The 26,021-nt window shown below is 68.6% G+C and carries 20 protein-coding genes, 1 pseudogene and 1 riboswitch; of the genes and pseudogenes, 14 read left to right on the top strand and 7 right to left on the bottom strand.

Going from position 1 to position 26,021, the window contains the following annotated elements; all coding sequences use genetic code 11:
• Positions 1-924 precede the first annotated feature (924 nt).
• From ON759_RS12495 to ON759_RS14035, 3 genes and pseudogenes are all read left to right on the top strand, one after another.
• Positions 925-1,371 carry a GNAT family N-acetyltransferase gene (locus ON759_RS12495; protein ID WP_271680724.1) on the top strand — a complete coding sequence of 149 codons (447 nt, stop codon included), beginning with the start codon at positions 925-927 and terminating at the stop codon, positions 1,369-1,371.
• A 520-nt stretch (positions 1,372-1,891) separates the two neighbouring features.
• On the top strand, positions 1,892-2,302 hold the full coding sequence (locus ON759_RS12500) for an ACT domain-containing protein (RefSeq protein ID WP_271680725.1): 411 nt from the start codon (positions 1,892-1,894) through the stop codon (positions 2,300-2,302).
• Between the two features lie 92 nt (positions 2,303-2,394).
• Positions 2,395-2,709, top strand: a pseudogene (locus tag ON759_RS14035) (TlpA family protein disulfide reductase); the annotation flags it as partial.
• A gap of 163 nt (positions 2,710-2,872) precedes the next feature.
• Here ON759_RS14035 and ON759_RS12505 read toward each other — a convergent pair.
• The 4 genes from ON759_RS12505 to ON759_RS12520 all read right to left on the bottom strand — a co-directional run bounded on the left by ON759_RS12505 (position 2,873) and on the right by ON759_RS12520 (position 6,676).
• The gene (locus tag ON759_RS12505; protein WP_271680726.1) at positions 2,873-3,520 is read right to left on the bottom strand and encodes a DNA-3-methyladenine glycosylase family protein; all 648 of its coding nucleotides are present in this window, start codon (positions 3,518-3,520) and stop codon (positions 2,873-2,875) included.
• 87 nt (positions 3,521-3,607) lie between these two features.
• A complete protein-coding gene (locus tag ON759_RS12510; protein WP_271680727.1) occupies positions 3,608-4,672 on the bottom strand; it encodes a polyketide cyclase in 1,065 nt (354 codons plus the stop codon).
• Between the two features lie 163 nt (positions 4,673-4,835).
• Entirely contained in the window at positions 4,836-5,477 is a 642-nt protein-coding gene (locus ON759_RS12515) for a response regulator (RefSeq protein ID WP_271680728.1), read from the bottom strand.
• Positions 5,474-6,676 (bottom strand): sensor histidine kinase, encoded by a 1,203-nt coding sequence (locus ON759_RS12520; RefSeq protein ID WP_271680729.1) that lies wholly within the window; start codon positions 6,674-6,676, stop codon positions 5,474-5,476. Before ON759_RS12520 ends, ON759_RS12515 begins: the two co-directional genes overlap by 4 nt.
• A gap of 133 nt (positions 6,677-6,809) precedes the next feature.
• Between ON759_RS12520 and ON759_RS12525 the strand changes: the two genes are divergently transcribed.
• The 11 genes from ON759_RS12525 (at position 6,810) to ON759_RS12575 (ending at position 21,098) form a co-directional block, all read left to right on the top strand.
• A complete protein-coding gene (locus ON759_RS12525) occupies positions 6,810-7,409 on the top strand; it encodes a GNAT family N-acetyltransferase (protein WP_271680730.1) in 600 nt (199 codons plus the stop codon).
• 8 nt (positions 7,410-7,417) lie between these two features.
• Positions 7,418-8,170, top strand: coding sequence for a septum site-determining protein MinC (gene minC / locus ON759_RS12530; protein ID WP_271680882.1), 753 nt, complete (start codon positions 7,418-7,420; stop codon positions 8,168-8,170).
• Positions 8,171-8,201: 31 nt separating this feature from the next.
• Positions 8,202-9,014 carry a septum site-determining protein MinD gene (gene minD / locus ON759_RS12535; RefSeq protein WP_271680731.1) on the top strand — a complete coding sequence of 271 codons (813 nt, stop codon included), beginning with the start codon at positions 8,202-8,204 and terminating at the stop codon, positions 9,012-9,014.
• A gap of 3 nt (positions 9,015-9,017) precedes the next feature.
• Entirely contained in the window at positions 9,018-9,278 is a 261-nt protein-coding gene (minE, locus tag ON759_RS12540; RefSeq protein ID WP_271680732.1) for a cell division topological specificity factor MinE, read from the top strand.
• An 18-nt stretch (positions 9,279-9,296) separates the two neighbouring features.
• Positions 9,297-9,776 (top strand): hypothetical protein, encoded by a 480-nt coding sequence (locus ON759_RS12545; protein ID WP_271680883.1) that lies wholly within the window; start codon positions 9,297-9,299, stop codon positions 9,774-9,776.
• A 79-nt stretch (positions 9,777-9,855) separates the two neighbouring features.
• Positions 9,856-11,808, top strand: a complete 1,953-nt coding sequence (locus tag ON759_RS12550) for a M2 family metallopeptidase (protein ID WP_271680733.1) — start codon at positions 9,856-9,858, stop codon at positions 11,806-11,808.
• 142 nt (positions 11,809-11,950) lie between these two features.
• Positions 11,951-12,295 (top strand): carboxypeptidase-like regulatory domain-containing protein, encoded by a 345-nt coding sequence (locus ON759_RS12555; protein WP_271680734.1) that lies wholly within the window; start codon positions 11,951-11,953, stop codon positions 12,293-12,295.
• A 37-nt stretch (positions 12,296-12,332) separates the two neighbouring features.
• Complete coding sequence (locus ON759_RS12560; RefSeq protein ID WP_271680735.1) at positions 12,333-13,412, top strand: aromatic ring-hydroxylating oxygenase subunit alpha; 1,080 nt, start codon at positions 12,333-12,335, stop codon at positions 13,410-13,412.
• Between the two features lie 32 nt (positions 13,413-13,444).
• Entirely contained in the window at positions 13,445-14,770 is a 1,326-nt protein-coding gene (locus ON759_RS12565; RefSeq protein ID WP_271680736.1) for an amino acid permease, read from the top strand.
• A 97-nt stretch (positions 14,771-14,867) separates the two neighbouring features.
• Positions 14,868-14,995, top strand: a riboswitch (glycine riboswitch).
• 49 nt (positions 14,996-15,044) lie between these two features.
• Positions 15,045-17,981, top strand: a complete 2,937-nt coding sequence (gcvP, locus tag ON759_RS12570) for an aminomethyl-transferring glycine dehydrogenase (protein ID WP_271680737.1) — start codon at positions 15,045-15,047, stop codon at positions 17,979-17,981.
• A 222-nt stretch (positions 17,982-18,203) separates the two neighbouring features.
• Positions 18,204-21,098: a TonB-dependent receptor domain-containing protein gene (locus ON759_RS12575; protein ID WP_271680738.1), complete on the top strand. Its 2,895-nt coding sequence runs from the start codon at positions 18,204-18,206 to the stop codon at positions 21,096-21,098.
• An 83-nt stretch (positions 21,099-21,181) separates the two neighbouring features.
• On the opposite strand, the gene ON759_RS12580 is transcribed toward ON759_RS12575, so the two are convergent.
• The 3 genes from ON759_RS12580 to ON759_RS12590 all read right to left on the bottom strand — a co-directional run bounded on the left by ON759_RS12580 (position 21,182) and on the right by ON759_RS12590 (position 25,927).
• The gene (locus ON759_RS12580; protein ID WP_271680739.1) at positions 21,182-23,836 is read right to left on the bottom strand and encodes a M1 family metallopeptidase; all 2,655 of its coding nucleotides are present in this window, start codon (positions 23,834-23,836) and stop codon (positions 21,182-21,184) included.
• 110 nt (positions 23,837-23,946) lie between these two features.
• Entirely contained in the window at positions 23,947-24,597 is a 651-nt protein-coding gene (gene trhA / locus ON759_RS12585; protein ID WP_271680740.1) for a PAQR family membrane homeostasis protein TrhA, read from the bottom strand.
• A 37-nt stretch (positions 24,598-24,634) separates the two neighbouring features.
• Positions 24,635-25,927: an adenylosuccinate synthase gene (locus ON759_RS12590; protein ID WP_271680741.1), complete on the bottom strand. Its 1,293-nt coding sequence runs from the start codon at positions 25,925-25,927 to the stop codon at positions 24,635-24,637.
• Positions 25,928-26,021 lie beyond the last annotated feature (94 nt).

Genomic DNA, 26,021 nt, shown 5'->3' on the forward strand with positions numbered 1-26,021 from the left:
TTCGGTGAGCTGGTGGTACATGAGGGATCTTCTCTTGCCGGAGTGATCGCCTTCAGTCTGCCAGCTCACCGCCTCCTTCTCAGGCGTCGCAGGTGTTGCACTTACTTTGTTAACTTGCGCGGCCTAACAATTCGTTCAAGCCGAGCCCGCTTCGCGGCCTCGGCGCTGGCGCTAAGATTGTTCCAACGCCGCGCCCGGTCAGCGGGCCGGCTTAACTCAGGCGTTAGCTGGGACCAGAGTCGGGTTCAACACTTTGAGTTCAGTGACAAAGCCCAGGATCAAGGGCACTTCCTGCGTTGTGAATTCTTGCCAAGAGCAGTTGCCTCCTTCTCTCGCTAGAGCGGCTTGCCGGCCCGGACCAAGCGCCACCAGAATTGGCTCTGGTTGCAACCGGACAAAGAGCGATCAACGGCTGGTCTCCCAGCTAACAATTCGTTCAAGCCGAGCCCGCTTCGCGGTCTCGGCAAAGCGGTAACATGATGCTTTGCCGCCGCCCGCTCAGCGGGCCGGCTTAACTCAGGCGTTAGGTCTGCTCAATCGGTCGCACGCGCGCACGGCCAGCACCAACTCAACCCACGTTAGGAATCAAGCATGGCGCGTATCCAAGTAAAGCTCGAGTGCACCTGTGGCAGTACCCAGTTCATCATGCCCACCAATCCCAAGCCCACGGATCTCATTCAGTGTAGGCGCTGTGGTGAACAGGGCGTGCTTGGTGACGTCATGGCACAAGCCATCGCGAGTGTTTCATCCCACGTAGTGGCGGCGTCCAGCGCTAACCAGGTTCCGTCTGAAGAACCGCAGGGCTAACAATTCGTTCAAGCCGAGTCCGCTTTGCGGCCTCGGCGCTGGCGCTAAGATTGTCCCAACGCCGCGGCCACTGGTCGGCTAGCCTAGAATCTTGCGTTCGAAACGCGGAACATTTCCATGCAAATCCGCCTCGCATGTGAGGACGACCTTGAGGGGATCACGCATCTCTACGCCTGCTTGCGTCCGGAAGATCCGAAACTTGACATAATCCAGGCGACAGCCCTGTTCTTGAACGTGATTCGGAGTGAGGTAACCAGCCTATTCGTTGCGGAAGTCGACGGACAGCTTGCTTCGACTTGCATGCTGGCGCTCATCCCGAACGTCGCAAGCGGCGGATGCCACATCGGCGTGATCGAACATGTGATCACCCTTCCGGACCACCGTGGGAAAGGCATCGCAACGAAGACCATCGATGCTGCCTTGACCTTCGCCTGGGACAAGCGGTGCTGCAAGGTATTCTTGCTGTCTGGCGCGACTCGTACCGAAGCTCATCGGATTTACGAATCACTCGGATTCAATGGCGACGTGGAACGCGGATTCGTGATCAAGGCGCCAGCCCCCTGACAGTTCGCCAACGACCGGTCAACGTTGCGCAGCTCGGCGCGATGGCCAAGAACAGAGGATCGCGCCCGACGCCGGTCTGTACGGGTTGTCTAGCGCGTGGCCCGTAAGTGCAGCCAGCACGATTGCCTGCACCACTTCCAGTTGCGCGCATCGAGCTGACCGTTGCAGCACTTCCACCATGTCGATGACTCGGATCCGACAAGGCGTCGCCTTGGCAACCCATGCTTCCAGGATCGCTGAAGGGATCGGACGCCGCTGCAAAACTTTCGTTGCAGAGGATTGCTCCGCCGAAATTCGAACCGAGTCCCTCACGGTCGGTCGCGGCCGCCTGGCCTGCAAGGCGATCTGCCGGAGTGGCGAGCGAGCGGCTCAGGCTTCTCCTTGAAAGGCTGGCTTTGTCGGAGACCGGTTTGCGCCGTGGCATCGACATCGTGGATCGTCGGCGGCGAAACTGGCGCTCTACAATGCTTGCACTAAGCGACTTGGCTGGCCCTCGATCTTGTCCTTGGATCCACACGCGATGCCCCATCAACGCAGTGAAGTGCACCCCAGGCCACTCGAGTTCCTCGTCCTCGCCGAGGAACTGGCGATCACGCGACTCGACGCCGGCGCTCCAATCCCGGATCGGATCCTTGCAGCGGGCGGCTTTTGCTCGATCTCCAGAACGAATGATGAACTGTCGATCGTGTGCGAAGCCGGATTGGCAGCTGGCATGGGAACAACTGAGCGGGGCTGGCGCGCGATCAAACTCGTCGGGCCATTTGCGTTCAACCAGACCGGAATCCTCTCCTCATGCCTCGACCCCTTGGCCCGGTCAGGTATAGGCATCTTCGCGGTCAGCACGTACGACACGGACTACATCCTCGTGAAGTCGTGCTGCCTGGATGCTGCGGTGTCGTCGCTGCAGGCGGCTGGCCACCGGCGCGTCTGACCAAGACGCCATTCCAGGCCTAGAATCGCCGTCCGGGCAGCTCCTCGCGGGCCAATGCACACCTCTTGCTCCGCCAGCCCAAGAGAATCGCAATGCGCGATGCCGACAAGCACTATTTTCCGATTACCACGCTGCTCGTCGACCCCGGCGAGCCCCTGCCGGACTTCCGGGTAGGCGGGGGCTTGGCGCGCTTTCGCGGTGGACCATTGCTGGTGAACCTCTACAGCGCGCACTGCCCGCCCTGCGTACGCGAGATTCCGGTACTCAATGCCTTCCTGCGCGATGCCCAGGCCGTGCATGTCGTCGCGATCTCGGTCGATGACGTCGAGGAATCTGCCCACCTCGCGCCCCGGCTCGGCCTCGCATGGCCCATCGTGGCCCCCGGGGAGGATTACGCCTACCGCGAACTCGGGATCGAGGGGATCCCGGCATTCTTGTGCTCGATGCGCATGGCCGGCTGCTCGCGAGCACGTATGCGAACCAGGTGGCCGACGCAACGGGCGAGGTCACCCTTGCCGGCCTGCGGGCCTGGATCCGGCACTTCCTGCCGCCCTCGACCTTGCGGAAGGCTCAGCCCGGCGAAGGCATGTCGGCGATGCGCCAGAGGTAGAAACTCGCGTAGGTGCGATAGGGCCCCCATCGCTCGCCTCGCTCTGCGAGCGATTTCGGCGTCGGCATGGCATCGAGCCCGTCGACGCGCTGCGCGCCCTTGCGGATCCCGAGGTCGTCGATCGGCAGTACATCCGGTCGCCCCAATCGGAACATCAGCATCATTTCGACGGTCCACCGCCCGATCCCGCGGGTGGGAACCAGCGCGTCGATGATCGCGACGTCCTGCATGGTCGCCATCCGCCGCCGGTCCGGGATCTCACCGGCGGCTTCTCGCCGTACCAGGTCGCGCAAGGCAAGCGCCTTGTTCCCGGAGACGCCGCAGGCACGCAAGGCGACGTCATCGATCGTGCCCAGCGTGCCTGCATGCAACCGGTCCGAGCCGATCGCCGCCTCGACGCGGCCCACGATGGTCGCGGCAGCCTTGCCGCTCAGCTGTTGGTACAGGATCGCCCGCGCCAGCGCATCGACCGGATCGAAGGATTTGCGCCAGCGCGCGTCAGCTTCGATCGGCCCGATCCTGCGCATCCAGGCGCCGAGCGCACGGTCGCGCTTGCGCAGGTACGCGAAGGCTGCGTCGACATCGAATCCCCTGCGGTAGCGCGGCATGCCCCCACCCTCGAACGATGAACCTGCCCCGAAATGCGGACGCCGCGACAAGCGCGGCGTCCGGTCATGCATTACTGGCGCGATGGGTTACTTCTTCAGGGGCCAGTACACGTCGAACTCGCCGTTCTCGGTGAACGCGCTGGCGACGCCCGACTTGTAGCTCTCGTAGGCGCGGCCGGTGACGTCGTAGCCGTTGGTCGCCGACCAGGCCCGCAGCGCGTTGCGCGCCTTCTCCAGTTCAGCCATGTAGCCCGTGTACGACGCCATCGCCACCTTCGCCGGCTCGCTGCGCTCGTACTTCACGGGCCCCTGCAGGGCGACATTGCCGATGGCGCTGCCGTCCTTCTTGCGCACGACCTGGGCGACGTCGAAGTTGTAGGTCTCGCGGCCGAGATCGGTGGTCACGATGCGCACCGGACCCACCGCCTCGAGGCCGTTGGCGTCCATCACGCGCTTGATCCACTCGCTGTTGGCGCCGATCGAGGACTGGATCGCGGTGTTCGCGCGATCGATGTTGCCGGCGGTGACGAACAGCACGTCCTCGGCGGGACGGTCGATGACCTTGAAGCCGACCAGCTTGCTGCCGGACACGCCGTAGTCCTCGTTCGGGATCGACGCCAGCATGCCGACGATGCGCGACAGGCCGAGCTTCATGTCGTCGCCGACGTGGCGCGCCACGTACAGGCCCGAGTAGCGGCCGAGGAGGTCCCAGCCATACGAGACATCGTACGTCTGGGTGATTTCGACGTTGCGGTTGTTGCGGCCGGTGGGCTTGAACTCGAAGGCGGTGCGCTTGTCGCTGCCGCGCTCGATGTTCTCGATCTTGTAGGCCACCTTTTCGCGCGGGACGCTCTCGGTGATTTCCCACGACCCCTTCCCGAGCTGCTCCTTGGTCGAGGCATAGTCGAGCCGCGCGCCGACGCCGGACTGCGGGCCGGACAAGGTCAGTTGAACGGCCGGGTCGCGCAGGACCAACGGATTCCAGTCCTTGAAGCGGCGCAGGCTGTTCAACGAATCGAACACGATGGTCAGCTTGCGGTTGGTCTCGACCTTTTCGACCAGATGGCGCTCGGACGGCAGCACCAAGGCGACCACCAGGTACAGGCCCACGACGATCGCGAGGGAAATCAGGATCTCGAGCAAACGAGTCATTCAGGAATCTCCGGGAAATGCCGCTCGCGGTCGATGGCCGCGCAGACCTGCCATCGTATCAAACCGTCCGGGGCGAGGGGGAGTGGCCCCGTGCCTGCCCGCAATCCGTCACTCCCGAGCGCCTGCCGCGCTGCAGCGCGGCGGGCCGGGCATCCTGTCCCGGTCAGACCAGTTGCAGCTCGAAGGCCTTCAGCACCGCCCGGGTCCGGTCGCGGACACCCAACTTCGACAGGATGTTGGAGACGTGGTTCTTGATGGTGCCCTCCGCCACGCCCAGCGAATTGGCGATCTCCTTGTTGGAGAAGCCGGAGGCCATCAGCCGCAGGATCTCGGTCTCGCGGTCGGTGAGCGGGTCCGGGCGATCCAAGCTGACGAACTCGTTGCGCATGTGCTCCAGGCCCGACAGCAGCCGCTGGGTCACTGCGGGCTGCACCAGCGACCCGCCCTGCGCCACCGCCTGGATCGCGTCCACCAGTTGTTCCAGCGACACGTCCTTCAGCAGGTAGCCCTTGGCCCCGGCCTTGATCCCGGCCAGCACGAGCTGGTCGTCGTCGAAGGTGGTCAGGATGATGGTCGGCGGCAGCACGCCGGCGCGGCCGAGCGCCTGCAGGGCCTCCAGCCCGGACATCACCGGCATCCGCATGTCCATCAACACCACGTCGGGCCGGACCTGGGGGATCGCCTCGAGCGCCTGCCGGCCGTCGGCGGCTTCCGCCACCACCTCGATGCCGTCGGCCAGCGCGAGTAGCGAGCGGATGCCCTGGCGCACCAGGGTTTGGTCGTCGACCAGGAAGACACGGATCATGCAGCCACTCCTTCGGGGAGCCCCGCCTCGGCGACCACGCCGATCGGCAGGGACATGTTGAGTTGGAATCCTTCGTCGCGCCGCGACACCACTTCAAGCCAGCCGCCGTGCTGGCGCAGGCGCTCGCGCATGCCCTGCAGCCCGTTGCCCGGCACCAGCAGGTCGGTGCCGCGGCCATCGTCGCGGATGCGCAGGTCGGCGCGACCGCCCTCGATCCGCGCCTGCAGCCACAGGTTGCGGGCACCCGAATGACGCACCGCATTGGTGATCGCCTCCTGCGCGCAGCGCAGCAGCACATGCGCGCGCTCCGGGTCGTCGACCGTGAGCGGCGCCTGCAGGTCCATGTGGATGGCGAGGTTCGGCACGTTCTCGGCCAGCGGCCGCAGGGCGGCGGCGAGGTCGATCGACCCGCCCTCCCGGAGCTGGCTGACCGCCTCGCGCACGTCGGTCAGCAGCAGCCTCGCCAAGGTGTGGGCCTGCTGGACGTGCTCCTTGACCCGCCCCTCGGAGAGGTGCCCCGCGACTTCCAGGTTGAGGCTGAGCGCCGTCAGGTGGTGGCCCAGCAGGTCGTGCAGCTCCCGCGAGATGCGGGTGCGCTCGTTGACCCGCGCGCTTTCCGCGAGCAGGGCGCGGGTCGCCCGCAACTCCGCATTGAGCCGGCGCTGCTCCTCCCGGGCTTGCGACTGCTGCAGCGCAACAAGGCTGGTGATGAACACGAAGCCGGAAAAGCCGGCGTAGAGCATCGACTGCATCAGCGCGTCGAACAGCGGGAAATCCAGCCAGCGCATGAACACCGGTGCCACCGCCAGCTGGCTGGCCAGCAACCACACCACCCCCAGCGACAGGGGGAGCAACCACGGCAGCACGCAGGCGGCCACCATCAGCAGCACGCTGCCCAGGCCGGAGCCGTTGAAATAGCTGACCGCCAACGCGGCCAAGGTCAGCAGCACGAGCAGCACGTAGTCGGCCGGGCTGCGCCGGCGCACCCCCAGGCTGCGGGTTAGCCAGGCGTAGGCGATCCCGAAACCGAAATACGCCACCCAGCCCTGCCAGGGCATCGGCGGCAGGATCACTTCCTCCTCTGCGCCGCTGCCCAATTGCGGTCCGAGCCACGAGTAGAGCAACGGCAGCCCCACGATCGCCCACGTGAACAGGCCCGCGTAACGCAGCAGTCGGGTGTGGGACAGGCGGTTCAGCATGGCGTCTTATACCCTGCCCCGCACCCCGCCTGCGTGCACCGAAGGTCATGGCCGCGCCCCGGCACTGCGTGCGATAATCGCGCCGGTCCCGCCACCGGCGGGCGCCCTGCTCGCCCTGCCGGAGCCATAGGTAATGTCGATCGCCATCCGCGACGTGCGCGAGCACGAGCTGGATTCCGTCCTCGCCCTGAACAACGCCGCGGGACCCGCGATCCTCCCCCTCGACGCCGCACGCGTGCGCCGCCTGTTCGAGGCGGCCGAGTACTTCCGCGTGGCCGAGCGCGATGGCTCGCTGGCCGGTTTCCTGATCGGCTTCGGCTCCGATGCCGCGCACGACAGCAGCAACTTCGCCTGGTTCCGCCAGCGCTACCCGCATTTCTTCTACATCGACCGCGTGGTCGTGGCCAGCCGCCGCCGCGGCGGCGGCGTGGGCCGCGCGCTCTACGCCGACGTGCAGAGCTACGCGGAGTTGCGCTATCCGCAACTCGCCTGCGAGGTCTTCCTGCAGCAGGGCACCGACCACGCCCTGCTGTTCCATGGCAGCTTCGGCTTCCGCGAAGTGGGCCAGCACGTCATGCCCGAGCACGGGGTGCGCGCGGCGATGCTGATGAAGGCCCTGTGCAGCTACGCCTGGGTCCGCGAGACCTATGGCGACGGCCTGCCGGATGCGGCGTGGCTGCAACAGCCGCGCCACGTCGCCGGGCCGGTGCTGCAGACCGGGACCGGCGCGTGAGCCTCGCGATGGACTACGCGCAGGCGGGTGAGCTGAAGTTCGGCCAGGTCGGCATCGCCAACCTGCGGGTGCGCACCCTCGATGTCGCCCAGCTGGCGGCGGAGATGCGCGATCGCGTCCAGCGCGCGCCCAACCTGTTCGATCGCACCGCGGTGGTCCTCGACTTCGGCGGCCTCAGCGCGGCGCCCTCGCTCGCCGACGCACGCGCCCTGGTCGACGGGCTGCGCGCGGCCGGCGTGCTGCCGGTGGCGCTGGCCTACGGCACCCGCGAGATCGACGCGCTCTCCCGCGAACTCGGGCTGCCGCTGCTGGCCAAGTTCCGCGCGCAGTACGAGCGCGCCGATGCCGCGCCGGCCACGACTCCGCCGCAACCCGCGCCATCGCGCGCGCCCGAGCCCGCGCCACCGGCGAAGCCCGCGCAGGCAGCGGCCGGCCCGGGGCTGATGCAGTCGGCGCCGGTGCGTTCCGGCCAGCAGGTCTACGCGGAGAACCGCGACCTGACCGTGCTCTCCGCGGTCGGCGCGGGCGCCGAGGTCATCGCCGACGGCAGCATCCACATCTACGGCGCGTTGCGCGGCCGCGCCCTCGCCGGCGCGCAGGGCAACGAGGACGCCCGCATCTTCTGCCGCGAGTTCCACGCGGAGCTGGTCGCGGTGGCCGGCCACTACAAGGTCCTGGAAGACATCCCGAAGGAGCTGCGCGGCAAGCCCGTGCAGGTCTGGCTGGAAAAGGGACAACTCAAGCTCGCGGCGCTCGACTGAGCCGCCCCATCATCCAACGGAGGAAGCCAACTTGGCCGAAATCATCGTAGTCACCTCGGGCAAGGGCGGCGTGGGCAAGACCACGACCAGCGCCAGCATCGCCACCGGGCTCGCGCGCCGCGGCAAGAAGGTCGCGGTCATCGACTTCGACGTCGGCCTGCGCAACCTCGACCTGATCATGGGCTGCGAACGCCGCGTGGTGTACGACTTCGTCAACGTGATCCACGGCGAAGCGTCGCTGAAGCAGGCGCTGATCAAGGACAAGCGCTTCGACAACCTGTACGTGCTGGCCGCCTCGCAGACCCGCGACAAGGACGCGCTGACCAAGGAAGGCGTGGAGAAGGTCCTGAAGGACCTCGCCGACGACGGCTTCGACTTCATCGTCTGCGACAGCCCGGCCGGCATCGAGAAGGGCGCGTTCCTCGCGATGTACTTCGCCGACAAGGCGATCGTGGTGGTCAACCCCGAGGTGTCCTCGGTGCGCGACTCCGACCGCATCCTCGGCCTGCTGGCCAGCAAGACCCACCGCGCCGAGCAGGGCACCGGCGACGTCGCCGCCTACCTGCTGCTGACCCGCTACAGTCCGCAGCGCGTCGAGAACGGCGAGATGCTTTCGATCGCCGACGTCGAGGAAGTGCTGGGATTGAAGACGCTCGGCGTGGTGCCCGAGTCCGGCGACGTGCTGAACGCGTCCAACAAGGGCGAGCCGGTGATCATGGACGGCGAGTCCAATGCCGGCCAGGCCTACGACGACGCGGTGGCGCGCCTGCTCGGCGAGGACCGGCCGATGCGCTTCACCACGATCGAGAAGAAGGGCTTCTTCAGCAAGCTGTTCGGGGGCTGACGCATGTCCATCTTCGACTTCCTCAAGCCCAAGAAGAACACCGCGCAGACCGCGAAGAACCGCCTGCAGATCATCATCGCGCAGGAACGCAGCTCGCAGGGCGCGCCCGACTACCTGCCGCTCCTGCGCCGCGAGATCCTCGAGGTCATCCGCAAGTACGTCGCGGTCGACGTCGACGCGGTCAAGGTGGACGTGGTCAAGGATGGCGAGCACGACGTGCTGGACATCTCGGTCGCGCTGCCGGAAGGCCGCGCCGGCGGCTGAGCCGCAACGGTGGGTGACGTGCTGACCCTGGGCGGCATCGCCTTCGACGATGCCGCGGCGCTGCTGCGCAGCTACGGCCTGGCCCTGCAACGGGTGGCCGATGACGCCCCGATCCCCGGCAGCTACTGGGGCGACTGCGAGGCCGGGATCATCGGCACCACCGTGTACGCGCGCGACGACACGCCGGTGCACTCGTTGCTGCACGAGGCCTGCCACCTGATCGTGCTGCCGCCCGAACGGCGCGAATGGGTGCACACCGATGCCACCGATTCGGTCGCCGAAGAAGATGCCGTCTGCGTGCTGCAGGCACTGCTGGGCGACGCACTGCCCGGGGTCGGCCGCGACCGCGTGCTCGCCGACATGGACGCCTGGGGCTACACCTTCCGCCTCGGCAGCGCGCGCGACTACGTGGAACGCGACGCCGACGCGGCCTGGGCCTGGCTGCGCGCGCATGGCCTGGTCGACGGCCAGGGCCGCCTGGTGCCGCCACCGGCGTGACCGGCGCGACTTGCGACCCCCCGGGCCGCGGTCTAGCCTTGCGCTTCCCGCGCCGCCCGGCGCCGACGAGGATCGCACCATGACGTTCCGTCCCGCCCTGCTGGCTGCCGCCGTGGCCATGACGCTCGGGCTCGCCGCCTGCAAGCAGGCGCCCACGCCCGCCAACACGGGCGCGGCGCCGCCGCCCGCCGGCGAAACCGCGGACCAGTTCGTCGCCCGGGTGAACAAGGAATTCCGCAGCCTCAGCGCCGAGCTCAATTCCGCGCAGTGGCTGTCGAGCACCTACATCAACAGCGACAGCGAGACCATCGCCGCCAAGACCAACGAGCGCTGGCTGACCCAGCTCAACGGGTGGATCGAGCAGTCGCGGCGCTTCGACGGCCAGCAGCTGTCGCCGGACACCGCGCGGGCGATCAAGCTGCTGAAGCTGATGACCGCGATGCCGGCCCCGCGCGATCCCGTCAAGCTCGCCGAACTCACCCGGATCGCCACCCGCATGGAAGGCATGTACGGGGCCGGCAGCTACTGCACGGGCGAGGGCGAGGCGAAGGTCTGCCGCGACATCGGCCAGTTGAGCGACGTGCTGGCCAAGAGCCGCGACTACGACGCACAGCTGGACGCCTGGCAGGGCTGGCACAGCATCAGCGTGCCGATGCGCAAGGACTACACGCGCTTCGTCGAACTGGTGAATGAGGGCGCCAAGGGCATGGGCTTCGCCGATGCCGGCGAAATGTGGCGTTCCGGTTACGACATGAGCCCGGCCGAACTGGCCGCCGAGACCGACCGCCTCTGGGACCAGGTCAAGCCGCTCTACGAACAGCTGCACTGCTACGCGCGCGGCCGCCTCGACGCCGAGTACGGAAAGGACAAGGGCGAGGTCGCCGGCGGCATGCTGCCCGCGCACCTCATGGGTAATCTCTGGCAACAGGACTGGGGCAACCTCTGGGACATGCTGCAGCCCTACCCGGGCGCCGGCAGCCTGGACGTGAACGGCGCGCTGAACGCGATCGCCCAGGCCGACCTCGCCAGCGCGCGGGCGCGCGCGACCGGTGGCGACGGCAGCGCGGCGCAACGCGCGTTCATGGTCGAGCGCGCCGCGGCGCTCGACACCGCCAAGAAGATGACCGAGCGCGCGCAGGACTTCTACGTGTCGCTGGGCATGCCCAAGCTGCCGGCGAGTTACTGGGAGAAGTCGCAGTTCGTGAAGCCGCTGGACCGCGACGTGGTCTGCCACGCCAGCGCCTGGGACATGAACATGGAAGGCGACGTGCGCACCAAGATGTGCATCACGCCGACCGAGGAAGAGCTCACCACGATCTACCACGAGCTCGGCCACATCTATTACGACCTGGCCTACAACAAGCAGCCGCCGCTGTTCCAGAACGGCGCCCACGACGGCTTCCACGAGGCGATCGGCGACACCATCGTGCTGGCAATGACCCCGTCCTACCTGCATTCGGTGGGCCTGGTCGGCGCGCAGCAGCAGAGCGACGAGGCGCTGATCAACGCCCAGATGCGCATGGCGCTGGCGAAGGTCGCGTTCCTGCCGTTCGGCCTGATGATCGACCGCTGGCGCTGGGGCGTGTTCGACGGATCGATCAAGCCCGACCAGTACAACAAGGCCTGGTGGGACCTGAAGGCGAAGTACCAGGGCGTGGCGCCGGCTACCGCGCGCGGCGAGGACTTCTTCGACCCGGGCGCGAAGTACCACGTCCCGGGCAACACGCCGTACACGCGCTACTTCCTCTCCCACGTGCTGCAGTTCCAGTTCTACAAGGCGCTGTGCGACGCCGCGGGCCACAAGGGGCCGTTGTACGAATGCAGCTTCTACGGCAACAAGGAAGCCGGCGAGAAGTACTGGGCGATGCTGTCGAAGGGCGCCAGCCAGCCGTGGCAGCAGACGATGAAGGAACTGACCGGCGGCGAGAAGATGGATGCGTCGGCGGTGCTGGAGTACTTCGCGCCCTTGCAGGGCTGGCTGAAGCAGCAGAACGCCAACCAGTCCTGCGGCTGGACCGCGCCGTCGGCCTGACCGACGCCCTGCGTTTCACCCGCAAGCAAGGCGAGGCCGGCGCAAGCCGGCCTCGTCGCATCCGCCGACCATGGCGAAAGTCACTTGTCCCCGCGGATGCGCGACGGCAGCCTGTGCAGCCTTCCCTCGCCCCCCAAACGCCATGTCTTCACGCCTGTTCCGCCGCATCGCCGGCATCGCCCTGTTGGCCGCCCTGTCCTCGCCCGCCGCTGCGCAATCCAGCTCCGGCAACATCACCGGCGAAGCCAAGGTCGGCGACACCGTGACCATCACCGGCGTCGACACCGGCTTCCGCCGCGAACTCAAGATCGACAAGGACGGCAAGTACCAGGTCCGCCGCGTGCCCACCGGCGATTACCAGGTCGTGCGCGTCCACAAGGACGGCACCATCGATCCGGTGCAATCCATCGTGGTCCGCCCCGGCGGCACCGCCCGCGTGATGGAGAGCGGCAAGGACGAGGCCAAGGACCTGTTCAACGGTTCCTGACGCGCCCGGCTGGGTCCATTCGCGCCATACTGGGTGGATGGATTCCGCGCACGACCTCGCCCCGCAACCCGCCGCCACCGCCACCGCGCTGCCCGCGCGCTATTACGTCGATGCCGGGATGGCCGCGCTCGACCGCCGCGCGATCTTCGACCGCGGCTGGCAACTGGTCGCGCACGTCTCGCAACTGCAGGCCGCCGGCGACCACGTGGTCGCAGACTTCGCCGGCCTGCCGATCCTCGCGGTGCGCGGTGCCGACGATGCGATCCGCGTCTTCCACAACGTGTGCCGGCATCGCGCTGGCCCGCTCGCGCAGTGCGACGGCCTCGCCGCGAAGTCGCTGCGTTGCCGCTACCACGGCTGGACCTACACGCTGGAAGGCCAGCTGCGTTCCGCACCGGAAATGAAGGATGCCGAGGCCTTCGACGTCGCCGCCATCCGCCTGCCGCAACTGGCGGTGCGCGTCTGGCAGGGACTGGTCTTCGCCGCGGTCGACGAACCCAACGCGGCCGACTTCGACGACGTCGTCGCCGGCATCGACGCACGCCTCGGCCCCGACCGCGGGCTGGCAGGCTACGGCGGCCACCATCGCGTCGCCTACGACATCGGCTGCAACTGGAAGGTGTACGTCGACAACTACCTCGAGGGCTACCACGTCCCCTTCGTGCACCCCGGCCTGAACCGGCTGCTCGACTACCGCAGCTACCGCACCGAGCTGGCGCGCTGGCATTCGCTGCAGTGGAGCCCGCTGGAGAGCGATCCCGCGCTGTACGGCAGCGGCGACGCGCTGTACTACTGGCTGTGGCCGAACACCATGCTCAACATCCTGCCCGGCCGCCTGCAGACCAACACGGTGATCCCGCTGGGCGTGGACCGTTGCCGCGTGCTGTTCGACAGCTATTACGCCGATGCCGCCGACGACGGGCGGCGCGACGCCGACATCGCCTTCAGCGACGAGGTCCAGCACGAGGACCTCGGCATCTGCGAGGACGTGCAGCGCGGCTTCGCCTCCGGCAGCTACGTGCCGGGCAGGCTGAACCCCCTGCGCGAAACCGGCGTGCACCATTTCCACGAACTGTTGCGCGCCGCCTACCGCGACGCCACCGGTCCCGCCGCCTGACCCGCCCACCACGCGCCACCCGAGGAACGCCCATGACCAATCCCCTCGGCGTCAGCGACCGCGCAGCGCCTGGCGCAGCCGGCAAGCCACTGGGCCTGTGGATGGCGACTGCGCTGGTGGTGGGCAGCATGATCGGCAGCGGCGTCTTCATGCTGCCGGCCGCCCTCGCGCCTTACGGGGCCGCCAGCCTGACCGGCTGGGCCATCGCGCTGTGTGGCGCCCTGCTGCTGGCCGCGACCTTCGCCAAGCTCGCCGTGCATTGGCCGTGCACGGGCGGGCCCTACGCCTACGTGCGCCGCTCGTTCGGGGATGCGGCCGGTTTCGGCATCGCCTGGAGCTACTGGATCTCGATCTGGTCCGGCATGGCCGCGATCGCGGTGGCGTTCGCCGGCAGCATCGGCGCGATCTTCCCGGTCCTGACCGCGACACCGGTGCGTGCCGCGGCCTGCGCCCTGCTGGCGCTGTGGACCTGCTCCGTGGTCAACCTCATCGGGCTGCGCCAGGCCGGGCGGCTGCAGGTGCTGGTGACTGCGTTGAAGTTGCTGCCCTTGCTGCTGTTCGGCATCGTCGCGTTGTGGTTCGTCGATGCAGGGAACTACGTGCCGTTCAACCCCAGCGGCAAGACCCTGCCGCAGGTCGCGCAGGTCACGGTGATCCTGACCATGTGGGCGCTGTGCGGGCTGGAGGTCGCCACCGTGCCGGCGGGCGCGATCCGCGACCCGGAGCGCACCATCCCGCGCGCCACCCTGCTCGGCACCCTGCTGGCGGGCATCGCCACCATCCTCGCCTGCACGGTGGTGATCGGACTGGTGCCCACCGAGGTCCTGCAGGACTCGGGCGCGCCGATGGCGGACGCCGCCAGCCGGATCTGGGGCCCGGGCGCAGCGCTCGGGATCGCGGCACTGGCCGCGGTCTCCACCTTCGGCGCGATCAATGGCTGGATGATGGTCTGCGGCCAGGTCTCGCTGGCAGCGGCCGGCGACGGCCTGTTCCCGCGCCGGTTCGCGCGGCTCGACCGCAATGGCACGCCGGCCTTCGGCATCCTGGTCGGCAGCGTGCTCGCCACCCTGCTGGTGATCGCCAGCTACAGCCGCTCGCTGGTGGAGTTGTTCACCTTCATCCTGCTGATCTCCACCTCCGCCATCCTGCTGCCCTATGCCGCCAGCAGCGCGGCCTGGCTGCGCAGCGGCGGTCGCAACGGCGGCCGTGCCGTCGCGCTGCTGGCCCTGCTCTACAGCCTGTTTGCATTGTCCGGCGCGGGCGCCGAAGCGCTGGGCTGGGGCGCGGTCCTGCTGCTGGCAGGCGCGCCGGTCTACCTCTGGATGAAGCGGCGACCGGCACCGGCCTCCGGGGTATAATTCCGCCGCACGGAGGGAGAAGCGCGCGGGCCGCCAGGCCTTGGCGCGCTGCCGAAGGCGCAACCGCCCGGAATCGCTCAGGCCGAAGACCGCCGTGTGACCACACTCTGGAGAGACCGGCCCGCGATGGATGCGGCACCGGCGCCGAAGGGGCAAGAAGCCGCGCGGACCCCCTCCCCGCCCACGCGCTTCCAAACTCTCAGGCAAAAGGACAGAGCGGGCATCCCCTTTCACGCGCGACGTGCCCTGCACCGATGCGCTTCCGGATGCCGCCATGACCTCTCGCACGCCGCTCGCCTCGCTCGAGCACCACGACGCCTTCATCGCACGCCACATCGGCCCGAACGATGCCGAGGTCGCGCACATGCTGCAGGCCGTCGGCCACGATTCGCTGGAGGCGCTGACCGACGCCATCGTCCCCGCCAGCATCAAGTCGGCCGCGCCGCTGGCCCTGCCTGAGGCGGTGAGCGAGGTCGAGGCGCTGGCGAAGATCCGCGCGATCGCCGGCAAGAACCGGGTGTTCCGCAGCTTCATCGGCCAGGGCTACTACGGCACCCACACGCCCAACGTCATCCTCCGCAACATCCTCGAGAACCCGGCCTGGTACACCGCGTACACGCCGTACCAGGCGGAGATCTCGCAGGGCCGGATGGAGGCGCTGATCAACTTCCAGACCATGTGCGCCGAGCTGACGGGCATGGAGATCGCCAACGCCTCGCTGCTGGACGAGGCCACGGCGGCGGCCGAGGCGATGACCCTGGCCAAGCGCTCGGCCAAGTCCCGTTCCAATCGCTTCGTGGTCGCCGGCGACACCCACCCGCAGACCATCGAACTGCTGCAGACCCGCGCCGAGCCGCTGGGCATCCAGGTCGACGTGGTGCGCGGCACCGATGCCTTCCACGCCGCGATCGCCGCCGGCGATTACTTCGGCGTGCTGGTACAGTACCCGGCCTCGAGCGGCTGGATCGACGACTGGTCGAAGGATGCCGATGCCATCCATGCGCACCAGGCGCTGCTGGTGGTCGCCACCGACCTGCTCGCGCTGGCCCTGCTCAAGCCGCCGGGCGAGATGGGCGCCGACATCGTGGTCGGCAACACCCAGCGCTTCGGCGTGCCGTTCGGCTTCGGCGGCCCGCATGCCGCGTTCATGGCCTGCAAGGACGCGTTCAAGCGCTCGATGCCGGGCCGCCTGATCGGCGTCTCGGTCGATGCCGAGGGCCAGCCGGCCTATCGCCTCACCCTGCAGACCCGCGAGCAGCACATCCGCCGCGAGAAGGCCACCTCCAACATCTGCACGGCGCAGGTGCTGCTGGCGGTGATGGCCTCGATGTACGCGGTCTACCACGGCCCCGAGGGCCTCGCGCGGATCGCCGCGCGGGTCGCGCGCTACACCGCCGTGCTCGCCGCCGGCCTGCGCACGCTGGGCCACGCCAGCGTGCATGCCACCGCCTTCGACACCCTGTGCATCGACGCCGGCGAGCGCAACGCCGCGATCGCCGCGCGCGCGCGCGACCTCGGCGCCAACCTGCGCGTGCGCGGCAACGGCTCGCTGTGCGTGTCGCTGGACGAGACCACCACGCGCGCCGACCTCGCCCTGCTGTGGCGGATCTTCGGCGGCGACGACGCCGCCCTGCCCGACATCGACGCGCTCGACGCCAGTGCGCCGGACCTGGTGCCGGCCCACCTGCGCCGCACCAGCGCGTTCCTGACCCACCCGGTGTTCAACACCCACCACAGCGAGCACGAACTGCTGCGCTACATGCGCTCGCTGGCGGACAAGGACCTGGCGATGGATCGCACCATGATCCCGCTGGGCAGCTGCACGATGAAGCTCAACGCCACCGCGGAGATGATCCCGGTGACCTGGCCGGAATTCGCCAACATCCACCCGCTGGCGCCGGCCGACCAGGTGCAGGGTTACCAGGAACTGATCGCGGGGCTGGAGGCGATGCTGGTCGAATGCACCGGCTACGACGCGGTCAGCCTGCAGCCCAATTCCGGCGCGCAGGGCGAGTACGCCGGCCTGCTGGCGATCCGCGCCTACCACCGCGCCCGCGGCGAGGGCCACCGCGACATCTGCCTGATCCCGGAATCCGCGCACGGCACCAACCCGGCCAGCGCGCAGATGTGTGGCATGCAGGTGGTGGTGACCAAGTGCGACGGCAACGGCAACGTGGACGTCGAGGACATCCGCCGCAACGCGGAGAAGTACAGCGACCGCCTCGCCGCGATCATGATCACCTACCCCTCGACGCACGGCGTGTTCGAGGAGGACGTGGTCGCGATCTGCGACATCGTGCATGCGCACGGCGGGCAGGTGTACACCGACGGCGCCAACATGAACGCGCTGGTCGGCGTGGCCAAGCCCGGCAAGTGGGGCTCGGACGTCAGCCACCTCAACCTGCACAAGACCTTCTGCATCCCGCACGGCGGCGGCGGCCCGGGCGTCGGCCCCTGCGCGGTGAAGGCGCACCTGGCGCCCTACCTGCCCAAGGCCTTCGGCGGGGACGGCATCCGCACCGAAGGCACCGGCGGCGGCGCGATGGTCTCCGCGGCGAGCTTCGGCAGCGCCAGCATCCTGCCGATCAGCTGGATGTACATCGCGATGATGGGCGCCTCCGGCCTGCGCAAGGCCACCCAGGTCGCGCTGCTCAACGCCAACTACATCGCCACCCGCCTCGCGCCGCACTACGAGACCCTGTACACCGGCCGCAACGGCCTGGTCGCGCACGAGTGCATCCTCGACCTGCGCCCGCTGAAGGACGCCACCGGGATCAGCGCCGAGGACGTGGCCAAGCGCCTGATCGACTTCGGCTTCCATGCGCCGACGCTGAGCTTCCCGGTCGCCGGCACCCTGATGGTGGAGCCGACCGAGTCTGAATCGCTGCACGAGCTCGACCGCTTCATCGACGCGATGATCCAGATCCGCGAGGAGATCCGGATGGTCGAGCGCGGCGAGCTCGACCGCGAGGACAACCCGCTCAAGCACGCCCCGCACACCGCGACGCAGGCTGCGGCGACCGAGTGGACGCATGGCTACGGCCGCGAACTGGCGGTGTTCCCGCTGGCCACGCTCAGGCAGCAGAAGTACTGGCCGCCGGTGGCGCGCGTCGACAACGTCTACGGCGACAAGAACGTGTTCTGCGCCTGCGTGCCGATCGGCGACTTCAAGGGCGAGCCCGAGGCCTTCAGCGAGCCGAACGTCGGCTGACCGCCGGCGCCGCCTCGCCGACTCCGCGGCGCACCGCCCACCTGCCGCGCCCCGCGCGGCCGGCGCGGCGGCCGCTGCCTGGACCGGATCGCCAAACCCACCCCCGAGCGGCTACAGTGCGGGGGTGATGCCCGTCCGCGGCCGCTCCTGGGGAGGTGGTGGCCGCACCCGCGAAGGATTGCAGCCCGGCATCCCATCCTGACCACCCTTGGGGAGATGTCCATGCCTGTCCGCACCACGCCCGCCACCCATCGCCTGTGCGCCGCCCTGCTGGCCGCGCTCGCCGCCCCCGCGTTGCCCGCCATGGCCCAGGAGGCCGGGTCGAAGGACGCCAAGCCCACGGTCAAGACCCTCGACCAGGTCACCGTCACCGGTTCGCGCATCAAGCGCGTCGAGATCGAGCAGGCGCTGCCGATCACCTCGATCACCAAGCAGGAGATCGATGCCCAGGGCATCACCTCCGCCGAGCAGTTGCTGATGTACCTCAACATCGCCAGCAACGGATCCGACAACCTCGCCAGCAACGCCGGCATCGTGCAGGACACCCTGCGCGGCGACAACGGCGTGTCGGGTGCCAACCTCCGCGGCCAGGGCTCCGACGCCACGCTGGTGCTGCTCAACGGGCGCCGCGTCGCCACCCATGGCCTGAAGGGCCGCGCGGTCGACCTCAACTCCATCCCGTTCGCCGCGATCGAGCGCGTCGAGGTGCTGCGCGACGGCGCGTCGGCGATCTACGGCACCGACGCGATCGGCGGCGTGATCAACTTCATCACCAAGCGCGACTACCAGGGCGCACAGGTCACCGGCTTCGTCGACGTCACCGAGGCAGGCGGCGGCAACGTCTACCGCAGCAGCCTGCTGTTCGGCCACGGCGACCTCGACAAGGATGGCTGGAATGCGTTCGGCACGGTGAGCGTCAAGCGCAACACCATCCTGCGCGGCGACGACCGCGATTTCTCGAATTCTTTCCAGCCGGAACGCGGGCTGTCGCCGGATACCCGCGGTACGCCGTTCGCGACGGTGTTCAGCCTCGGCACCAGCGGCGTGGGTTCGACCAGCCTGCTGAAGGGCGGCGTGTTCGAGCCCGGCAATGCCACCCGCCTCACCGCGGTCAACATCTACAACCTGCCGGGCGCCGAGGGCTGCGAGGCCGCCGGACCGAACATGGGTCCCTACGCCTACCGCTCCTGGAACTCGCTGAGCTCCAAGTACGCCTGCGCCTGGGACTACCCGGCGGCCGCGGTGATCCAGCAGCCGGTGGACAGCGTGGACTTCATCGGCCGCGCCACCTTCCGCATCGGCGAGCAGCACGAGGCCTACGTCGAGCTGACCGGTTCCAAGGTCAAGGTCGCCAAGACCTTCGAGCCCAACCAGATTTCCTCCAGCACCAGCACCGCCGCGACGTCGCTCGGCCCGACCACCTGGTATCCGCTCAACGCGACCACCAAGGCCACCTACGACAAGGTCTACAACGCGTTAGCCGCCTACTTCGGCGCCGGCCAGCTCAACTACGGCGCGCCGATCGCCTACCGCTGGCGCTGCATGGCCTGCGGCCCGCGCCAGATCGAGACCACCACGGACTCCTACCGCTTCGTCGCCGGCATCGGCGGCATGCTCGGCGACTGGACCTACGACGTCGGCCTGTCGCGCGCGTCGAGCAAGTCGGAGTCGATCCTCGGCACCGGCTTCCATTACACCGATGCGCTCAAGGCGGCGCTCGGCAGCGGCCTGATCAACCCGTTCCTGGCCCCGGGACAGGCCCAGTCGGCCGAGGCGATGGCCGCGCTGGATGCCGCGTCCGCGGCGGGCGTGAAGCTCTACGGCGGCGAATCCATCGTTACCGAGCTGGATGCCTCGGTCTCGGGCGAACTCGGCTTCTTCACCCTGCCGGGCGGCAGCATCGCAATGGCGGCCGGCATCGACCTGCGCCGCGAGGAATACAAGTTCGACGGCGACCAGCGCACCGACAAGCGCGCGGTGTTCAATGCCCCGTTCGACGACGCCAACGCGCTCGGCGACGTCAGCCGCGACATCAAGGCCGCCTACGTCGAGTTCAACCTGCCGGTGTTCAAGAACTTCGACCTGAACCTGGCCGGCCGCTACGACGATTACAGCGGCTTCGGCTCGACCACCAACCCGAAGGTGTCGTTCCGCTACAAGCCGTTCGACTCGCTGCTGTTCCGCGGCGCCTACAGCACCGGCTTCAAGGTCCCGAACTTCAACCAGCTGTACAACGGGATCAGCGAAGTGCAGTACACCGGCCAGGACCTCGCCGACCCGGCCACCTGCCCCAGCGGCAAGGCCAACCCGAGCGTCGCCGGTTGCGAGATCATCCGCCCGGTCGAGCTGTTCGGCGGCAACCCGCAGCTGGCGCCGGAGGAGTCGACCCAGAAGAGCTTCGGCCTGGTCTACTCGCCGATGGACCGCTTCAACATCGCCCTGGACTGGTGGGAAATCGAGCGCACCAACACCATCCGCGCCGCCGCGCGCGACGTGCTGATCACCTACTACGACGAGTTCGAGGCGAACTGGATCCGCGATGCCAGCGGCGAGGTGGTGGCGATCGACCGCCGCTACATCAACTCGGGCGGCAGCCTCACCCGCGGCATCGAGCTCGACGCCAACTTCAATGGCGAGCTGGCGGGTGGCCGTTGGAACATCAACCTCAACGGCAGCTACTTGAACATGTTCAAGACCAAGGCGCTGGAGACCCTGCCCTACAGCAGCAACCTGATCGGCAAGTACGTGCGCTACTACAACCTGCCGATCCGCTGGAAGCACACGCTCAGCTTCAACTGGACCCGCGAGGCCTGGTCGCACACCTTCACCCAGATCCACCGCGACGGCTACTACGACGAGCCGGCCGCCAGCTTCCCGAGCTACATCCCGGACGGCTGGAACCCGCGCGTCGAGGGCTACACGACCTACAACTACAACGTGACCTGGACCGGGATCGAGCGGCTGAAGCTGGGCTTCGGCATCAAGAACCTGTTCAACCAGGATCCGCCGTTCACCGCGCACCAGAACGACTTCGCGGCCGGCGCCGGCTGGGAGCCGCGCATCGCCGACCCGCGCGGCCGTGCCTACACCTTCCTGGTCGAGTACGACCTCTGGTGACAGCGGGCTCCCGCGCAAGACCAACAGGCCCCGCATCGCGGGGCCTGTTCGTTATGGTGGGTCTCGTATCCAGGCGGCGCCGGTCAGCGGCCCTGCCGCTGCAACCAGGCGTCGACCTGCGGGAACCGCTTTGCACGCAGCTTGATCCGGGTTTCGATGCCGGCGGCCACGGTCTCGGTGTCGCGGCGCGAGGTCGGCGCGATGTGCGCCTCGGCGAAGCTGCGGATCTTGCCGACCATCGCCGGATCCACGCTGCCGGCGGCGAGCCCCGGGTAGTAACGGGCGCGCGAGGTGGAGTCGACCAGCTGGTCGACCTGGGCACGGTGCGCGACGGCGAACGCGAAGGCCATCTCCGGGTGTTCGTCGGCCACGCGCGCGATCATATCCGCGGCATTGGTCGCGCCGGGTTCGTCGGTCAGTGCCATCTCCAGCGCGCGCTGCGCCAGTGCCGGGTCCTTCGCCGATGCGAGCAGGCCGTAGTACTGGTCGCGCAGGAGCGAGGTGGTTTCCTTGCGCGCGAGCGCATGCAGGCGGTCCCAGGTGGCGGCGTCCGCGTTGCGCGCGACGATGCCGAGCACGGTGCGCCGCAGGTCGGCCGGCAGCGAGGCGGGATCGGCCTCGAACGCGGCGAAGCGCCGGCGCGCCTCGGCCACCACCTTGTCGTCGCCCAGCGTGCTGAGGATGCCGATCAGGCTGGTGCGCAGCTGCTTGGTGGTGGCGGAGTCGCCGGCACGGGACTCCCAGCCGAGTTGCTCGAACTTCGGCGACAGGCGAGTGCGCGCATAGGCGCGGAACGCGGGCTGGCGAGCATTGCCCTGGTAGAGGTCGTCGATGCCGCCCAACGTGCCGGCCACCAGCTGCCAGAGGTTGGGCGAGCCATCCAGCGGCACCTTGGTGGTCAGGTCGAGCATGTCGGATTCCGGCTGCAGGCCGACCGCCGCCAGCGCGCTCGCGTCCAGCATCAGGCCCAACTGGTCGACCACCGGCAGGCCGGCGAAGCCGTCGCCGAGTGCCTTGAACTGCGCCGGGGCGTACAGGGTGCGGAAGTAGCCCTTCTGCCCGTCGTTGACCAGCACCGGGGCGCAGCCCGGCAGTTCGACGCTGGCCTTGCCGTCGACCAGGACCTTGGCCACGGTGCCGTCGCCGCCGCGCACCGCGACCGGCACCCGCCAACGCAACGGCGTCTTGTCCGGACGATCCACGGTGAACTCGCCCTGTTCCAGCGCCACCGTCGTGCGGCCGTTGCTGCAGGTCGCGCTGGCCTTGATCAACGGCACGCCGGGCTGCAGGGTGAAATCGTGCGCCACCTGGGTGAACTGGCGGCCTGGCGCCGCGCGGTCGACCTCGGCCCACAGGTCGTCGGTCAGCGCATTGCCGTAGGCGCGCTTGGCGATGTAGCTGCGCACGCCGGCGCGCCATGCGTCGGCGCCGACGTAATCCTCCAGCATGTTGATCACCGCCGAGCCCTTGCCGTAGGTGATCCCGTCGAAGGCCTGGCTGGCCTGCTCCACGGTCTCCACATGCTGGACCACCGGGTGGGTGGTCGCATAGGCGTCGCGCACCATTGGCCCGCGGCTGGTGTAGGCGGCATCCACGTGGTCCTGGTCCCACTCCGGGTGCAGCTTGCGGGTCGTGCGCCCCTCCATCCAGGTCGCGAAGCCCTCGTTGAGCCACAGGTCGTCCCACCACGCCATGGTCACCAGGTTGCCGAACCACTGGTGGGCGATCTCGTGCGCCGCGGTGGTGAACACGCGCTGCTCGTCGGAGACGTTCGAGGTCGCGGGGTCGAGCAGCAGCGAATACTCGAAGGTGAAGATCGCGCCCCAGTTCTCCATCGCGCTGAAGAACTGGCTGCGGCCCGGGGCGGCGATGTTGTCCAGCTTGGGCAGCGGGTACGGCACGCCGAAGTAGTCGTTGTACTCGCGCAGCACGTCGCGGCTGGCGTCCAGCGCATACCGCGCCTGCCCGACCTTGCCGCGCTGGGCGATGACGCCGATCTCGGTGCCGTTGTCGCCGGCCAGGGTGGCGCGCTCGAAATCGCCGACCCCGAGGAACAGCAGGTAGGTCGACATCCGCGGAGAGGTCTTGAACACCGTGCGGCGCAGGCCGCCCGGGCCAGCGCCCGTGCTCGCCACCGGCATGTTGCTGACCACCATGTCGCCGGCCGGCGCGTTCACCGCCAGGTCGAAGGTCGCCTTGTAGTTGGGCTCGTCCCAGGACGGCACGAAGCGGCGCGCATCGGAGTTCTCGAACTGCGTGTACAGCGCGCGCTTCTTGCCCGCGGCCGTGGGGTAGTCGAGCGCGAACAGGCCGTTCGCCTGCGTGTTGATGGTGCCGGCGTAGTCGGTGGACAGCACGTAGCGCCCCGGCGCCAGCGGCGCGGCGAAGGCGAAGGTCGCGGTCTGCGCGGCTTCGTCCAGGCTGACCCTGGCCGGCATCGGCGTGCCGCCCGCCGCCGCCAGCGTGCTGTTGGCGAAGGTCATGCCCAGCGCCTGCAGGACGATGCGGTCGGTCGGTACCAGCACTTCGAGGTCGATCTTCACCTTGCCGTCGAAGGCCAGGCGGTCGGCGTGCGGGGTGACCTCGATCGCGTAATGACTCGGCACCACGGTGCGCGGCAGCTGGGTAGTGGCGCGCACCAGCGGCGGATGCGGCGTGGTGCCGGCGTCGGCGGGCGCGGCCTGGGCGATGCCGCCCAGGGCCAGGGAAATGGCGACAGCCACCAGGGAACGGTGCATGCGGAATCCTCGGGAGAATGGGGGAGACGCCACGGGGCACCGGGCGAAGCCGGCATCATCCGCGCCTGCGCGGACCTCCCCCAGACCCGGAAGTCATGGCTGGCCCCGGCTCAGAGCAGGTGGCGCATCACCGCGACGTAGTGGCAGAGGCTGCCGACGATCACGAACAGGTGCCAGATCGCATGCGACCAGCGCGCGTGCGGGCGCAAGTAGAACGCCGTGCCCGCGGTGTAGGCGATGCCGCCGGCCAGCAACCAGGCCAGGGTGGCCGCATCCAGCGCGTGGAACATCGGCTTGGCCGCGACCACCACCAGCCAGCCCATCGCAATGTAGATGAAGGTGGACAGCCGCCGGAACCGCCCGGTGTAGAAAAGCTTGAACACCACGCCGGCCAGCGCCAGCGTCCAGATCGCGCCGAACAGCCACCAGCCGGTCGGGCCGCGCAGGCCGACCAGGGTGAACGGGGTGTAGGTGCCCGCGATCAGCAGGTAGATCGCGCAGTGGTCGAACACTTTCAGCCGACCCTTGACCACCGGATGGGTGACCGCGTGGTACAGGGTCGACGCGGTGTACAGCAGCAGCATCGCCACCCCGAACACGATCGAGCCGGCCAGGATCCAGCCGTCGCCGCGCAGCGCGGCCAGGGTGACCAGCACCGCACCGGCGGCCAGCGCCGCCGCCGCGCCGACCCCGTGGGTCAGCGCATTGGCCAGTTCTTCGCGGGGATGCGGGACGAGTCCCGGGTGCGGGGCATGCTGCATCGCAGCAGCATACCAGCGCGTACGGAGCGCGTGGGGCTCAGGCGAACGGATCGCGCAGGACGATGTTGGCGTCGCGGTCGGGCCCGGTGCTGACGATCGCCAGCGGGCAACCCGCCAGTTCCTCCAGCGCGCGCAGGTAGGCGCGGGCGGCCGGCGGCAGCTTGTCCCATTCGGTGATGCCGGCGGTCGACTCCTGCCACCCCGGGAACTCCAGGTAGACCGGCGTGCACTCGTCCCAGCCCTTGGCGTCCAGCGGCGCGTACTCGGTGCGCTTGCCGTGGTACTCGTAGGCGATGCACATCTTCAGCGTGTCCATGCCGTCGAGGATGTCGAGCTTGGTGATGCACAGGCCGCTGATGCCGTTGATCGCCACCGCGCGCTTCAGCGCCACGATGTCCATCCAGCCGCAGCGACGCGGGCGACCGGTGGTCGCGCCGTATTCCTGGCCGCGGTCGCGGATGCCCTGCCCGACGGCGTCGTCGAGCTCGGTCGGGAACGGGCCGCCGCCGACGCGCGTGGCGTAGGCCTTGGCGATGCCGAGCACGTAGTCGATCGCGTCCGCGCCGACGCCGGTGCCCGCGAGCGCGCCGCCAACCGTGGTGTTCGACGAGGTGACGTAGGGATAGGTGCCGTGGTCGATGTCGAGCAGCGAGCCCTGCGCGCCCTCGAACAGCACCTTCTTCCCGGCCTTGCGCAGGTCGTGCAGGATGCCGGCCACGTCGGCCTTCATCGGCTCGATGTATTCGCCGAACGCCAGCGCCTCGTCCAGCGTCTGCTGGAAATCGACCGCGTCGACCTTGAGGTACTGGGTCAGCACGAAGTTGTGGTAATCCAGCGCCGCGCGCAGCTTGTCGGCCAGTTCGTTCGGGTAATGCAGGTCGGCCACGCGGATGCCGCGACGCGCCACCTTGTCCTCGTAGGCCGGGCCGATGCCGCGGCCGGTGGTGCCGATCGCCGACTTGCCGGCGGCCTTCTCGCGCGCCTGGTCCAGGGCGATGTGGTACGGCATGATCAGCGGCGTCGCCGGGCTGATCTTGAGGCGCGAACGCACTTCCACGCCGTTGCCTTCCAGCTCGGCGATCTCCTTGCGCAGCGCGCCCGGGTGCAGGACCACGCCGTTGCCGATCAGGCACAGCGCGTCGTCGCGCAGGATGCCGGACGGGATCAGGTGCAGCACGGTCTTCTTGCCGCCGATCACCAGCGTGTGGCCGGCGTTGTGGCCGCCCTGGAAGCGCACCACCGCGCCGATGTCCTGCGTCAGCAGGTCGACGATCTTGCCCTTGCCTTCATCGCCCCATTGCGCGCCGAGTACGACGACTGACTGACCCATTTCCGTGCTCCAGACGTGAGAAAAGCCGAGGCGTGCCCCGGCTTTCGGGCATTCTACCGGCTTCGGCGCCGGAAGGGGCATGCCCGCATGAAGC

Source organism: Thermomonas mangrovi, assembly GCF_028201335.1.
Taxonomy (GTDB): Bacteria; Pseudomonadota; Gammaproteobacteria; order Xanthomonadales; family Xanthomonadaceae; genus Thermomonas; species Thermomonas mangrovi.